The organism is Paenibacillus thermoaerophilus, from assembly GCF_005938195.1.
GTDB lineage: Bacteria > Bacillota > Bacilli > Paenibacillales > Reconciliibacillaceae > Paenibacillus_W > Paenibacillus_W thermoaerophilus.
The window spans coordinates 165,549-180,973 of the sequence record NZ_VCQZ01000006.1 but is presented as its reverse complement, the minus strand read 5'-3'; the positions used below and the strand labels follow the sequence as shown (position 1 = coordinate 180,973).

The window sequence follows — 15,425 nt, the reverse complement described above, 5'->3', positions numbered from 1 at the left end:
GGATATGACGTTATGGTAAAAGAACGGGAGCAAACCGCATAATCCCCTATCATTTTCCAATTTGAAGCGATGTAACGGTGGGTTGGCCTTTTTGTGCTTTTTAGCGACTATTATTTTCGGGATAGAAGCAGGCATGTACCCCATAGAAGCAGGCCTATCCCGCAGCAGCCATATCTCGTGGGCGGTCCCACGAGAGTTTAAACGTATAAAATATCATAAACCGTCGCGTGCGGACCGATTTGGATACTTTTAGCTATATCAAATATTACTAAAGGAAGAAAATGGGTGGGGGGAAATAGAAATTGGGAGCGTTAGTGATATGTTGTATCGCTAAGTTAGTTTCCGGCAGACGAATTTCGGGCGATAGCAATAAATGATATCGTTAACCGAGTCGAGCAGCAGACCGGGCGAGGCGTCGGCGGTCGGGCGAGCCGCGCGGTTTGAAACGCTGCCGGACAGCAGGCTCGGCAGGTTGGGGGGCGATCGGGGCGGCATTGCGCGAAGGTCCAAAAATGCACGAATCTTTTATAATTTTTCTCCCGTTTCCTGTTGCGAGAGGATATAATAGACAAGATAAACGGTATCATGGCAGTTCGGCAAGGCTGATTTCCGGGACAGGACACCAAGGAGGGTCTGACAGGATATGAACGCGATCGACAAACGCATCCAGGCGTTGAAGCAGTTGCAACCCGACCTGACGGCGCAGCCGGATCTGGAACAATTTTGGGAGAAGGTCGACCGGGAAGCGGGCAGCGAGGTTCGGTATACGCGGGAGGAAATCAAATCCCCTTTTCCGAACGCGCCCGTGTACAAGATCATTTATGACGGAGCGGCGAACACGCCGATTCATGCGTGGTTTATGCTGCCGCCGAACGCGTCGGCCGACGAAAAACAGCCTTGCATCGTCTTTTTCCACGGATATACCGGCTCGAAAGGGTACCCCGAAGATCATGCGGCATGGACGATGATGGGTTACGCGGTGCTGGCGATCGACGTTCGCGGACAGGGCGGCGAGACGGGCAACGCGCTCGCTCAGGAAACCGGCATGACGAAGGGCTGGATTACGCAAGGCATTCTCGATCCCGAGACATGCTATTACCGGGCGATCTCCATCGACGCTCTGCGTGCCGTCCGCCTGGCGTTGCAGCTGCCGGAGATCGACGAGCGCCGCGTCTTTGTCGTCGGCGTCAGCCAAGGAGGCGGTCTCGCCCTGGTCGCGTCGGCAATAGAGCCGCGGATTCGGGCGGCGGTCGCGCACGTTCCGAATATGTGCCACATCGATTACGGCATTTTGTATTCGACCGGATCGCTGACGGAAGCGGCGGAGTACGTAACCCGATTCCCGGAACGATACGAGGCCGTCCTTCGCACGCTAAGCTATTTCGACGTGATGAATCTCGCGCACCGGATTACGATTCCCTGCCGGGTCACGGCCGGGCTGAAGGATCTCGTCTGTATGCCGGAGACGATCTTCGCCGCTTACAATCGGATCGCGTCCAAGGATAAAGAGATCGAAGCCTATCCGTTTATGGGCCACTCCACGCCTCCGGGGTACCGGGAGGCGGCGTGCCGTTTTTTCGCGGGATTGTCCTGACGGGGACTTCATTCACGCCATATACATAGATGCGGATAAAGACGCCCGGCCCCTTCAGGCTCGGGCAGGCAATCCGCAGAGGGGGTCTGGATAGCGCGATGGAAAAAAGCGCGGGGTTCTCACAAACGGCCAATCGAGCGGCGAAACGGCAAGAGGGCCGACTCGGATGGCGCGCGGCGCTGGCGAAAACGTCTGTTGCCGTATTCGCGGCGATGCTGGCGCTGGCCGGCTGTACGAGCGTTGCGGAGCCGGACAGGGGGCATGCGGTCGGAACGGAAGGCTCCGCTGCCCCCCTGCCGTCCGCCGAAGCCGGTGCATCCAGCCAGACGGCCAAGCCAACGGCGTCTCCGTCGCCGCTCCCGCCCGCCGAGACGCGGGTATCGCTGGCGGCGGTCGGCGACGTGCTGATTCACGGTTCGATTTATCGGGACGCGCTGCGGCGGGGCGGAGGCGGTTCCTACGACTTCAAACCCATGTTCGCGGAAGTGGCTTCGATGCTCGAAGAACCCGACGTGACGTTCGCCAACTCCGAGAGCATCATCGGGGGAACCGCGCTCGGGCTGTCGGATTATCCGCGTTTCAACAGCCCGCACGAAGTCGGGGACGCGCTGAAGGCGGCCGGCGTCGATATCGTGTCGACCGCGAACAACCACACGATGGACAGAGGCGAAGCCGCCGTGTTGTCCGCGCTCGAATATTGGGACAAAATAGGCGTATGCGCGGCGGGTTCGGCGGCCGAAGCGGGGGGACGCAGTTCCTGCACGCTGGAGCGCCGCGGCATGACGATGACGTTCCTGGCTTATACCTACGGAACGAACGGGATTGCGGTGCCGGCGGGCAAGGAGCATCTGGTCAACCTGATCGACCGGGACCGGATCTCCTCGGACATCCGGGCTGCCCGGAGCAAGGCCGATGCGGTGATCGTCAGCCTGCACTTCGGCAACGAGTACCAGACGATGCCGAATGAAGAGCAGAAGTCGCTGGCCAAGCTCGCCGTCGATTCGGGCGCGCATGTCGTGCTGGGGCACCACGCGCATGTGCTCCAGCCAACCGAGTGGCTGCCTACTCCAGACGGGGGGCAGGCGCTGGTCGTCTATTCGCTGGGCAACTTCCTGGCGGCCCAGGAAGCGGCGAAGTTCGAGCGCCGCCTCGGCGGCATTCTGAGTCTCGAGCTGGTCCGGCGCTTGGGGCCCGACGGGCGTTTGACCGTCACGGTCGAGAAGCCGAGGTTCGTGCCGACCTATATCGAGTTTTCCGCGTGGAAAAACTTTCGGATCGTGCCGTTCACGAAGGAGACGAAGCTCGAAGGCGGGATTTCGGCCGCGGCCAAATACGAGGAGTACCGCAAGCACATGACGCAGTGGATGCCGGAGCTGGCCTACGGCCTCCCCGAGCGATAGCCGCAAGCGGAGGGAAGCGTTTCGCCGGCGCTTCCCTTGACAGCCTCGGGGAATCGGAGTAAAATTTACAGAATCCTGATATTTAAACGTTTAAACAACTTACGGAGATTTGCCGATATGTCAAAACCGAAGTCGATTACGATCGTAGACGTTGCGCGCGAAGCGGGCGTCTCGACGGCAACCGTATCCAATGTGCTGAACCGGCGCAACGTGCCGCTGTCGGAGGATATTATCCGCCGGGTGGAAGCGGCCGCCGACCGGCTCGGCTACCGCCGCAACGCGATGGCCGCATCCTTGAGCCGCCAGCGCACGAATGAGCTGGGACTGCTGCTGCCGTCCTTCGGCGGCTATTTCGGCGGATTTGCGGAAGCTTGCGAACGGGAAGCGCACGAACGCGGGTATCACTTGTCCGTATTCTCCGGCTCGAACGACCCCGAACTGGAGCGTAGGCATCTGGACCGACTGCTGCAGCGCCGGGTAGACGGGCTTATCTGTCACGGTCTGGCGATGTCGCCCGAGGCGACGAGGGAGATCGTGCGGGACGGCACGCCGATGGTGCTGTTTAACGCCTGGAGCTGGCCCGAGGATATCGCGGTCGGGACTGTCAATCTCGACTTCAAGTCGGGCGTCGAGGAGGCAGTGCACCGTTTGTACGAGCGCGGCTGCCGGAGCATTTTTTATGTCGGCCAACACAAGCCCAACACCAGCGATCCGCCCCGGTACGAAGGATTTCTGCAGGGTATCGCCGGATTGCCCGGGCCCGTGACGCACGCGTACGTCCGAGCTGACGCCAGCGATTTTCGCGTCACGGTCGGCCGGCTTTTGCAACTGGCCGGGGACAGCCGTCCGTTCGGCATTATCTGCTTCGACGATTTGCTTGCGTTTGCGATGATGTACGCGGGCATCGCCAGCGGCCTGCGCGTCCCGGAGCAGATGATGGTGGTCGGCATGAACAACCACTATATGACCCGGTACAGCCACCCGACGATCACAAGCATGGATATTCCGTACAAAGACCAGGCGGAGCTGACCGTCCGCTGGCTCATCTCGGCGATCGACGACAAACCGGACGAATGGGTGCTGGAGCGCTCGGGAGGCCGTTCGAGAGTCGATATTCCCGTGAAGCTGCTGATGCGTGGTTCCACCGGCGATTCGTAAAGCTTTATCCGTTTCAACCGCCCCAGGTGTGAGGATGACGCCGCCCGGGGCGGTTTCTATTTTGCGTCCGCCACTCCCGACAACCACCAGCGAAACTTGGGACAAATACGGGATGAATCCGGCATGATATAATCCGAAAAATGAATGCGCTTTCTTCATCTTGAGAAAACGGTTCCAAGAAAATCTTGAAAGGGGAACACCTTATGGTTCGCAATCGCCCGCTGCGAAAATGGCTTTCGGCGCTGCTGTCGGCGGCCTTGTTGGGGGGAGGGCTGCTGGCGCCGGCTCCGGGGCCCGTCGCGAATGCCGCGGCGTCCGTGCCGCTGCCGTATTTCGGCGAACCCGCCGATCTGGGCTCGCCGATCCAGACGACGCAGACGATCGATGCCGCCTATGGCATGGAGAACGGCGCCAACGTGGTTTATACGACCGTCTCCGGCAGCGCTTCGTCGGGAGAGCCCGCCACGTTTAACGTCGTCGATATCGACAACCAGAAACTGCTGGGCTCGTACCCGCTGGAGGGCACATCGCAGGTATGGACTCACGTCGTGACTCCCGATGGGCGCGTATTTATCGGCGGCTCGAAAAATTTGTTCGTCTATTCGCCCGCAACCCGGACCGTAACGAAACTCGGAACGCCGATCCCCGGCACCGAGTCAATCTGGGCCCTGACGACGGACGAAGCCGGCAACGTCTACGGCGGCATCTACTCCGCTTCCGTCGGAGGACGCGTCTTTCGCGTCGATGCGGCGACCCATGCGATCACGGATCTGCTGGGCGACCGCGTGGACAACGGCCAGGCGCCGGGTGACGACGGTATCGCGGAAAACTACATCCGCTCGATCGCCTATTATAACGGCTACGTCTATGCGGGCACCGGGTCCACCAACGGCCGGGTCTGGAAGATCGATCCCGTCGCGAAGACATCGACGCAACTGCAAATGCCTGGGCCGAAGGACGATCCGATCTACGGCGGGCACTACGACAAATTGGGCTTCGTCTACGGCCTGACAGTGGTCGGCAATAAACTGTTCGCGTTTTTCAACGGGTCCAGCACGCTGCATGTGTACGACATGGATCAAGAGCGTTGGATGGACAAAGCGATCTCGAATCTGAGGGGATTGCAGGCGGTGACGCCGGCTTACAACGGTAAAGTTTATACGAGCAAAAAAGACAAGAAGCTGTGGGAGATCGATGTGGAGACGCTGGAAGAGCGTCCGGTCATGGATTTCGACGCCAATATCCGCAGCAGCGCTTGGTTGACGGTGAAAAACCAGACCGATTTCGCCGAGAAGGCGTTGGTCAGCATTTCCTTCGACGGCAAGGTTGTGCTGTACGATCCAGCCAACGGCCGAAGCCGCGCCTTGCCCAAGCTGGTCAACGGTCTGCCGAACAACATTCAGGCGCTGGAGGCAGGGCCCGACGGCAAGCTCTATATGAGCAGCTATCTCGGCACGCTGGGCGCCCAATACGACCCGGTGACGGGGACATTCGCGAATTTCCCGCTCGCGCAGGCGGAAGGTCTCGGTTTCGTCGGGGATACGATGTACTTCGGGCTGTATCCGAAGGCCGAGATATACGCCTGGGATATGAAAACGCCGTTGCCCGTCGAGACAGGACCGGTCCATCTGTTCTCGCTTCCCGAACAAGCGATGCAGGACCGGCCGTTCGTGGTGACGGAGGGGGACGGCAAGCTGCTGCTGGGTACGATTCCGAAAACGTCCGAGCATGGCGGCGCGCTGTCGATCTACGATCCGAAGGCGTCTGTGGAGACCGGTTCGCCGGTGCTGGAGGTGCACCGGAACGTCGTGCAAAATCAAAGCATCGTCGGACTCCTGTATAAAGACGGGCTGATCTACGGATCGACTTCGATTCACGGCGGTCTCGGCATGGAGCCGGTCGAGACGACGGCGAAGCTGTTCGTCTGGGACCCGGTCGGCCGCAAGAAGCTGTACGAATGGACGCCCGAGCTGCCGGGCTTCAGCGGCTCCCGGGGCATGATCAGCGGTTTGACGCTGGGCCCGGACGGTTTGATCTGGGCGGCCTTGAACGGCGGCGTGTTCGCGTTCGATCCGAAGACGCGCGAGGTCGTGAAGTCGCGCAATATATACCCGGAGGTGACGAACTACGGCAGATGGCGTCCCGTTCACCAGCGATGGGGGAGCGACGGCCTGCTGTATTCGGATCTTGGGGAAAAGCTGACGGTCATCGATCCGGTTACGCTAGAGTGGCGGAAAATTGCGGACGGCGTGTCCTTGTTCACGCTCGACCGGGATAACCGCATCTTTGTCGGGAAAGGCACGCGGCTGTTCCGCTATACGCCGGAACCGCCGCCCGCGCTGTCGATCTCGCTGTCGGGGCCCGGTGCGATCGAAGTCGGGGAGGCTACGACGTTCAGCGTCTACGCGTGGCTGAATGGCAAGTACGAAGATGTGACCGCGCAAGCGTCGATCGTGCCGTCCCAGCCGTCGCTGGTGTCGATCGAAGGCGGCAGGATCACCGCTCTGGGAGCAGGGACGCTTACGATCGAGGCGAGGTACGGCGACGCCGTCTCCGCTCCGGTTGCGCTGACGATTACGGAGCCGCAGCCTGTCAAATCGTACCTGACGGTGAAAAACGGCAGCTTCGAAGAACCGGTCGGGCCGGACGGAACGACGCTGGGTTGGTCCTTGTACAAACCGACTCCGGATTTCACTCTGGTGGACAATGTGTACGCATCGATCGTCCGGTCTTCCGAACAGAAGCATTCCGGCGATTACAGCCTGAAGATTACGGATGCCAGCACATCGGCGACGGTCGGCTTGGAATCGGAACTCATCCCGGTGTTGCCGAACCGCGAATACGTGATGAACGCGCAGATGTTCCTGGGCGCACCGGCGATCAATCCGGCGACGGGCAAGCCATTCAGCAGCAGCCGCTCATCCATGAACGTGCGGTATTTCGACGCACAGGGTAAAGAGATCGCGGGTTCAACAAAAAGTGTGAACTTGGAGGCTCCGCAGCGCCAATGGGCCCCTGTCGAAATCGCCACGAAAGCTCCGGCCAACGCGGCGTATTTGCGAATTACGGCCTTATGTTCTTACGCGTGGGTAACGACCGCTTATTACGATTCCGTCACGCTGCATACGCTGGCGTACCCGCACGAACTGCCGAACGTCACCTATGAAGGTCCAGCTTCGCTTGACGTGCCCGAGGGCGGAACGGTCGAGTGGCAGGTGAAGGCAGCCGCCGGAGCGGAGATCCGTATCATGGCCGGTGGCGAAGCCGTCGCGGTTGCCACAGGCGCTGGGGATCAACCGGTGACGGTGAGCATTCCGGCTCCGAGTGCGGGGTCGTACGCCTATTCGATGAGCGCAACGATTCCCGGAATCGGCACGAGCGAGAGCGTTCCCGGACCGACGGTAACCGTGCACCCGTACAGCGGCATCGCTGCGGCTCGGCCGGTTGTCGAGATGAGGGTGGGCGAGACCTACGAGGCCGTGACGGAGGCGGTATACGGCCCCGTCAAAATCGACGTGACGCCGTATGCGGCGCTTCAAGCCGAGACAGACGGGATTGTGCGGATCGCGGGAAGCACCCTCTATGCGCAAGCCGCGGGATCGACGGTGGTTCGGGCGTCGTACGGGTCGGAGCAAACGTCGTTTACGGTGATCGTGCGCGACAATGCGTCTTCGCCGACGCCGACACCGACACCAACGCCGACACCGACACCAACGCCGACGCCGACACCGGACCCGACTCCTGCGTCGTCGCCAACGCCGGCGCCCGCATCCACACCGGAAGCTTCACCGCCCCCAACACCTGCTTCGCAACGGGTGGATCTCGATGAGGAACAGCTCGCACCGAGGAACGGCAGCACCCGGGTGGAACTTCCAGAAGGCGTCAGCGAAGTGACGCTTCCCCTTCATGCGCCGGAACTGCTCAGCGACGGCGTCTTGAAGATTGCGGCTTCCGACGGCGTCACGGTCGGGTTGTCAGCCGATCTGCTGCGTGAGGTGTTAACGCAATGGGGCGATGCGGCCGACAAGAATGGACGCATCGTGCTGACCGTCAAACCGGTCGAACCGGCTGCTGCGCAGCGCAGGTTTGACGAGTCGGCGCACAGCGAGGGAGCCGATCTGCTGCCGGCCGGACCGCTAGTCAACATATCGCTCGCTCTTGAGCTGCGGGCGGGCGGCCGGATCGAAGCGAGCCGGTTCGATAAGCCGCTGCGTCTCGAGTTTCCGATTCCGGCCGGAAACCGGTCCCGGACGCTGGGCATTTACTACGTCGCCGCGGACGGATCGCTGGAGTATGTCGGGGGAACCCGAGAGGGCGGCGTGATCTATGCGGAGCTGTCCCATCTGAGCGAATACGCGTTGATCGACTACCGGAAGCCGTACTCCGATCTGGCTCCGGAGCATTGGGCTTACGAGGCCGTTCAGGTGCTGTCGGCCCGTCAGATCGTGAACGGCGCGGCGCCATCCCGCTTCGAGCCGGAGGCCGGTCTGACGCGAGCTCAGTTCGCGGCCATGCTGGTTCGCGCGCTCGGCATCCGGCCATCGCCGGATGGAGCGACATCGGCTTACGCGGATGTCGACGCAGGCGCATGGTACGCCGATGCCGTCGCTGCCGCGACGCAGGCCGGCATCGTCGACGGCGTTGCCGACGGTCGATTCGCTCCGGATGCGGCCGTCACACGCGAGCAGATGGCGGCGATGCTGATCCGCGCCGCGGGCGTGGCAGGCCTGCTCGCCCCCGAAGCCGAAGCCGTGCCGTTCGATTATGCCGATGCGGATGACATCAGCGGTTGGGCGGCGGAAGCCGTCCGGCTCGCGTCCACCATGGGCTGGATGGAAGGCAAAGAAGGCGGACGCTTCGACCCGTTGTCGGGAGCGACCCGCGCGGAGAGCGCCCAACTGCTGTTTAACGCACTCGCCGATTGAGACCGTAAACCCCAGAGGTTCCTAAAATAGGGTCTCTGGGGTTTTTATAATTTTCAAAAGTCGAAGCAGCAATCATCAGATTTTGATCATAGGGGCAAGATTCGGTAACCGATTTACGAAGAAGCCATTAAGAACGCCTTCGATGCCATTGCAGGAGCGGCTGATGGGGAAGGAGGCAGCGGAATCCAAAGGACGGTCTACTATTTGGATGAAAAGCAAAGAAATCCGGCGTCAACATATAACCCAAAGCTGCAACTCTTCCCAAAATGTTAATCCTGGGACATTCGCGCGGCACCCTGATCCAGCAGCCGGAACTTGCCGTTGCAGAACACAACGCGACTAATTCGTGTTGTGTTTTTTTGTTGGCGAGGCACTTTTCTCCAGGGAGTCCCAAGCATATCCCGACAACCGCCAGCGAAGCTCCGGACAAATACGGGAAAGCCCCTTCGTGATACAATCCGGGCAAATCAAGAGGGGGGAGCACCATTGAACGAGTCTCATAACCGTCTTTCGCCCGAACCTCAGAGCGTCAGCGGCTTGCCCCGCTTCGGGCCGCCGACGCCGCTCGGCCATCCGGTGACGACCGCGCAGACGGTCAGCGCGGCTTACGGCGTGGAGGACGGCGCCAACGTCGTATACACGACCGTATCCGGCAGCGCTTCGTCCGGCAACTGCGCGAGGTTTAACGTGATCGATATCGACAACGGGAAGCGGCTGGGGTCGTATCCGCTTGAGGCGACCTCCTACGTGCCGGTCCATCACCGCACGGCCGACGGCCGCGTATGGATCGGCGGGGCCGGGAATTTATTCGTCTATTCGCCTGCATCCAAGACCGTGACGAACCTGGGCTCGCCGATCCCCGGCACGCAGTCGATCTGGGCGCTGACGAGCGACGAGTCCGGCAATGTCTACGGCGGCATTTATTCCTCGACGGTCGGCGGGCGCGTCTTCCGCGTAGACGCGGAGACGCTGGAGATGGCCGACTTGCTGGGCGGACGCGTCGACGACGGGACGGACCCGGACGACGACGGCATCGCGGAGGACTACGTCCGGTCGATCGCGTATTACGGCGGCCGCCTGTACGCGGGAACCGGCACGACGAACGGGCGCGTCTGGATCATCGACCCGGTCACGAAGGAGAAGCGGCGGATCGAGATGCCGGGCTTACCCGACGACGCCATCTATGCGGGGAAATATGATCGGCTCGGAGCGGTATACGGATTGACCGTCGTGGGAAACAAGCTGTTTGCGTTTTTCAATGGGTCGTTTACGGTTCATGTCTACGACTTGAACAAACGGCAGTGGATGGACAAAGCGATCGCGAACGTGCGCGGGTTTCTCGCCGTGACGCCCGAGCGCGGCGGCAAAGTGTATACGAGCAAGCAGGACAAGCTGCTGTGGGAAATCGACGTCGAGACGCTGGAGGAACGCCCGGCGATGCCGTTCGACGACTCGATCCGCGAGACGGCCTGGATCGAAGTGCGCAATCAGCCGGATTGGCCGGGCGCGTCGATGGTGACGATATCGATCGACGGCAGGGTGATGCTCTACGATCCCGCGAATGGCCGCCGCAAGGCGCTGGGCCGGCTCGTGGAGGGCCAGCCCAACCCGATCCAGTCGCTTGAGACGGGCCCGGACGGCAAGCTGTATATGAGTTGTTACCTGGGCATTCTCGGGGCGCAATACGATCCCAAGACGGAGACGTTCACGACATTCCCTCTCGGCCAGGCGGAAGGGATCGGTTTTGTCGGCGATACCGCTTATTTCGGCGTGTACCCGAAGGCGGAGATCTGCGCCTGGGACATGCGGACGCCGCTTCCGGCCGCCAGCGGTCCGGAGGAGATCTTCAAGCTGAACGAGGAGCAGGACCGCCCGTTTGTCGTGACGGAAGGGGGCGGCAAGCTGCTGATCGGCTCGATCCCGGGGTATTCCGCGCACGGCGGAGCGCTGGCCGTATACGACCCGCAAGCGTCCGCGGACAGAGGGGAGCCGGTTCTGGAAGTGCACCGCCACGTCGTGAACAACCAGAGCGTCGCCGGGCTCCTGTGGAGGAACGGGCTCGTGTACGGCTCGACGTCGATCCACGGCGGACTCGGCTCGAAACCCGCCGCCAAGGAAGCGAAACTGTTCGTGTGGGACCCGGCAACCCGGAAGACGATCCATGTCTGGACGCCGGAGCTGGACTTTGGCGGGGCCCGAGAGATGATCAGCGGACTGACGGAGGGGCCGGACGGGCTGATCTGGGCGGCGCTGAACGGCGGCGTGTTCGCCTTCGATCCCGACACGCGGCAGGTGGTCAAGGCCAAGGAGCTGTACCCGGAGACCGGCGCCTACGGCCGGTGGCGCCCGGTGCACCAGCGATGGGGCGCGGACGGGCTTCTCTATTCCGATCTGGGCGGCAAGCTGACCGTTATCGACCCGCAATCGCTGGACCACCGGAAGATCGCCGACAACGTCCAACTGTTCGCCCTGGACCGCCGTAACCGTGTCTACGCCGCTAGCGGTTCCCGGCTTTGGCGGTATGACGCCGAATAAGCCCCCGGCTGCAACCGTCTGCCGAAACCATAACATTTTCTTGATAATCGTAAGATTGTCGGATTTGCCCGAACCCGCGATTGCCGGACAATAATCATATAGCCCGATAGAACGAAGCCGTCGGACAAACCCAAATTTACGACATCGGAAAGGAAGGCGCTTGCATGAAACACGACAACGCGGCGGGAGCCGTTGCAAGGACCGCAGCCCCCGGGGCGAAAGCGGGCGGATCGAGCGCGTTGAAGAAGATCCGCAGGGACTATGACTTATATTTGATGCTGGTACCCGGCATCATCTTTTTGCTGGTGTTCAAGTATACGCCCATGTACGGCTTGATCATCGCGTTTCAGGACTTCAGCATTTTCCGCGGGATTTCCGGCAGCGAGTGGGTCGGACTCAAGCATTTCGAGAAGCTCGTCCACAACGATCAATTTTTGCAGGTGCTGACGAACACTGTCTTGATCAGCCTCTATAAGCTGATCTTTCTGTTCCCCGCGCCGATCGTGCTGGCGATCCTGATGAACGAGCTTCGCGTCATGGTGTTCAAACGGACGGTTCAATCGATCGTTTATTTGCCGCACTTCATCTCCTGGGTTATCGTCGGCGGCCTGTTCGTCAATATCCTGTCGGTGAACGGCGGCATCGTCAACACGATTCTCGGCAAGTTCGGGATCGGGCCGATTCCGTTTTTCCTGGACCAGGGCATCTTCCGTTCCCTGATCGTGTTCACCGAAGGCTGGAAAGAAATCGGCTGGGGGACGATCGTCTACCTGGCGGCGATTACGTCCATCGACCCGCAACTGTATGAAGCGGCCCGCATGGACGGCGCCAACCGGTTCAGGCAGATGCTTCACGTCACGCTGCCGGGTATGGCGTCCACGATCGTGCTGATGCTGATCCTGCGTCTGGGCCATATGCTGGAGGCGGGAACGGAGCAGATTCTCGTGCTGTACAACCCCGTCGTCTACAACGTCGCGGATGTCATCGGCACGTACGTGTACCGGATCGGTCTCGGCGCATCCGACTACAGCTTCTCGACCGCGGTCGGCCTGTTCGAATCGGTTGTCGGCTTCGCGCTGGTCGTATCGGGCAACGCTTTTTGCAAAAAATTCCTCGGAAGGAGCATCTGGTAATGGCGCAAACGACTACTGCAGGATCGAACCGGCCGGCGCAGCCAACCAAAGCTCGTCCGCAAGCGCCGCGGCGGATCAAGGAATCGTTCGGCGAGCGTCTGTTCTCCGCGGCAAACTACGTGTTTTTCGTCCTGTTGGGAGCGGCGACGCTGTTTCCGTTCCTCAACGTAATCGCGAAGTCGTTCAGCGGCGAGGCGGCGGTCGTCTCGGGAATCGTAACCGTATACCCGATCGATTTCCAGATCGGCACCTACAAGCTCGTGCTGGGCAACAGCCAATTTATCAATTCGTTTAAGGTCACGATTCTGGTGACCGTCGTCGGTACGCTGTCCAGCTTGCTGCTTACCGTGTTAAGCGCCTATCCGCTCTCCAAGCCGGATTTGTTCGCGCGGAAGTCGCTGCTGCTGCTGTTTGTTTTCACGATGCTGTTTAACGGCGGCATCATCCCGACCTATCTGCTGATGCAAAATCTCGGACTCGTCAACACGTTTTACTCGTTGTTTATTACCGGGTTGATCAGCGTGTTCAACATGCTGATCGTCAAAAACTACTTCGAGAGCCTGCCGGAAAGCCTGGAGGAATCGGCCAAGCTCGACGGGGCTTCCAACTTGAGAGTCCTGTTCAGCATCGTATTACCCTTGTCCTTGCCGGTTCTGGCGACGATCGGGTTGTTCTACGCGGTCACCTTGTGGAACGGCTATTTCAACGGGATGATCTATATCACGGACCCCGAGCTCAAGCCGCTGCAGTTGTACCTGAAAGAGCTGGTCGCGTCCACCAACGACGTTATGAAAATGTCGGGCATGATCGACGTCAACAGCGATCTGAACCAGACGCCGGAAGCGGTTCAGGCGGCCTCGATCGTGACGGCGACGGTGCCGATTCTGTGCGTCTATCCGTTCCTGCAAAAATATTTTGTCAAAGGCGTACTTGTCGGATCGGTCAAAGGATAATATCATGACGAAATAACGATCCCCGCAACTTTGGACAACAAACGAAGCGCGTGGCGACAAATACCGCTCCTGTTCGGCATGCTAAAGTGATTACGAAGCCATCATTCACATAGGGGGAAATCGACAATGAAGAAAACGGTATCAACGTTGACTGCTCTGGCTCTTACGGCATCGGTGCTGGCCGCTTGCGGCTCGGGCGATTCCGATGGCGGCGCATCCGCCAGCGCATCGCCTTCCGGGGCTCCCGCCGCGTCCGAAGGGCCCAAGCCCGAGCTTCGCCAATTGGGCTTCGCCCGGAACTTCGACGTCAACGCCGATCCGGTCGCCAAGCTCCTGGAGGAGAAAACCGGTTACAAGGTCAAATACGAGGCGCTCCCGCTTGAGAATACGGACGACAAGCTTAATCTGCTGATGGCGAACAAAGAACCGATCGACATCCTGAAGCTGAGCGGTTCCCAATACAACCGTCTGGCCGCCCAAGGCGCGCTTGAGCCGCTGGACGACCTCCTGCAAAAATACGGCAAAACGCTGCTGGCTGTCAACGAGCCGGAAACGTTCGAAAACGCCAAAGTCGACGGCAAAATCTACGGCATTCCGGAGAAGCATCCGCGCGGCTTCGTCGGCAGCTCCCTGGCGATCCGCCAAGAATTGCTCGACGAGCTGGGCTTGCAGGTGCCGACGACGATCGACGAATTCTATAACCTGCTGAAAGCGATCAAGGAGAAAAAAGGAATTATCCCGTTCTCCGGCTTTGAAAGCATGGTTCACGAGATTTCCGGCGCTTTCGGAGTCGTGACCTCCTTCGAGGAATCGAACGGCAAGCTGATTCACCGTCTGGAAGACCCGGGCATGAAAGAATATCTGGCCTTTATGAACAAGCTGTACAAGGAAGGGCTGCTCGATCCGGAATGGCCGGTCAACAAGGCGGCGACGGTTCAGCAAAAATTCACGACCGGCAAAGTCGGCGTCATCACGTACGGCTGGGGAAGCGCTCCGGCCACGCAGGCGGCGCTTGAGAAAAATATGCCGGGCTCCAAGATCACGTTGATCCACTCGCTTAAAGGCAAGGACGGCCAGCGCGCCAACTGGAAGCAAGGCGGCGGCGTAAGCTGGTACATCGCGATTCCGAAGTCTTCCAAAAACAAAGAAGAAGCCATGAAATACTTGGATCTCAAGGTGCAGCCGGAGCTGTTCAAAGATATGTCCATCGGTCAGGAAGGCGTCACCTACAAGGTCGAAAACGGCAAAATGGTGCCGATCCTGCCGGCGTTTAACGAGCTGCGCGGCAACTCCGACTGGTATATGACGAGCTCCGACGTCAAAGCGTATGCCGAATATTGGCTGCTCCGCCTGCGCAAGGACCCCGTCATGAACAAGGTGTTCGAAGAGATTCAAGCCAACGAGCCGAACGTCGTCAGCGATCCGACGCTGCTGGCGCCGCCGCTGGCCGTGGTCGGCAACAATCTGCAGAAGCTGAACAAGCTGGAGAGCGACTACATCATCAAGGTTTTTGCGGGCGCCGAAGATTTGTCCGGCTACGACCAATTCGTCGCGCAGTGGAAATCCCAAGGCGGTTCGGACGTATTGGCGGCTTACAACGAATGGTACGCAAAATCGAAAAAATAATTGCCTGAGGGCCACCCCTTCGCTTCACCCGGAAAATATCTCCGGAGTGCAAGCGAAGGGGATTTTTGCTACCATGAAAATAGACTTCATAGAATCGGCGG

8 protein-coding genes are annotated in these 15,425 nt (G+C 60.1%); all 8 read left to right on the top strand.

The genetic code is table 11. The annotated features are described in order from the left end of the window. Positions 1-643 precede the first annotated feature (643 nt). The 8 genes from FE781_RS06625 (at position 644) to FE781_RS06590 (ending at position 15,324) form a co-directional block, all read left to right on the top strand. Positions 644-1,594, top strand: coding sequence for an acetylxylan esterase (locus tag FE781_RS06625; RefSeq protein ID WP_138788821.1), 951 nt, complete (start codon positions 644-646; stop codon positions 1,592-1,594). Positions 1,595-1,692: 98 nt separating this feature from the next. After that, positions 1,693-2,994, top strand: coding sequence for a CapA family protein (locus FE781_RS06620; protein WP_170209440.1), 1,302 nt, complete (start codon positions 1,693-1,695; stop codon positions 2,992-2,994). A gap of 117 nt (positions 2,995-3,111) precedes the next feature. Then, positions 3,112-4,152: a LacI family DNA-binding transcriptional regulator gene (locus FE781_RS06615; protein WP_138788819.1), complete on the top strand. Its 1,041-nt coding sequence runs from the start codon at positions 3,112-3,114 to the stop codon at positions 4,150-4,152. 203 nt (positions 4,153-4,355) lie between these two features. Continuing rightward, on the top strand, positions 4,356-9,077 hold the full coding sequence (locus FE781_RS06610; RefSeq protein WP_138788818.1) for an S-layer homology domain-containing protein: 4,722 nt from the start codon (positions 4,356-4,358) through the stop codon (positions 9,075-9,077). A 486-nt stretch (positions 9,078-9,563) separates the two neighbouring features. Then, complete coding sequence (locus FE781_RS06605) at positions 9,564-11,612, top strand: ligand-binding sensor domain-containing protein (RefSeq protein WP_138788817.1); 2,049 nt, start codon at positions 9,564-9,566, stop codon at positions 11,610-11,612. 164 nt (positions 11,613-11,776) lie between these two features. Further along, positions 11,777-12,745: an ABC transporter permease gene (locus FE781_RS06600; protein WP_138788816.1), complete on the top strand. Its 969-nt coding sequence runs from the start codon at positions 11,777-11,779 to the stop codon at positions 12,743-12,745. Next, positions 12,745-13,698, top strand: a complete 954-nt coding sequence (locus FE781_RS06595) for a carbohydrate ABC transporter permease (RefSeq protein WP_138788815.1) — start codon at positions 12,745-12,747, stop codon at positions 13,696-13,698. The genes FE781_RS06600 and FE781_RS06595 overlap by 1 nt, the downstream gene beginning before the upstream one ends. Positions 13,699-13,824: 126 nt before the next feature. Further along, the gene (locus tag FE781_RS06590) at positions 13,825-15,324 is read left to right on the top strand and encodes an extracellular solute-binding protein (RefSeq protein WP_138788814.1); all 1,500 of its coding nucleotides are present in this window, start codon (positions 13,825-13,827) and stop codon (positions 15,322-15,324) included. The last annotated feature ends 101 nt before the right edge of the window (positions 15,325-15,425 follow it).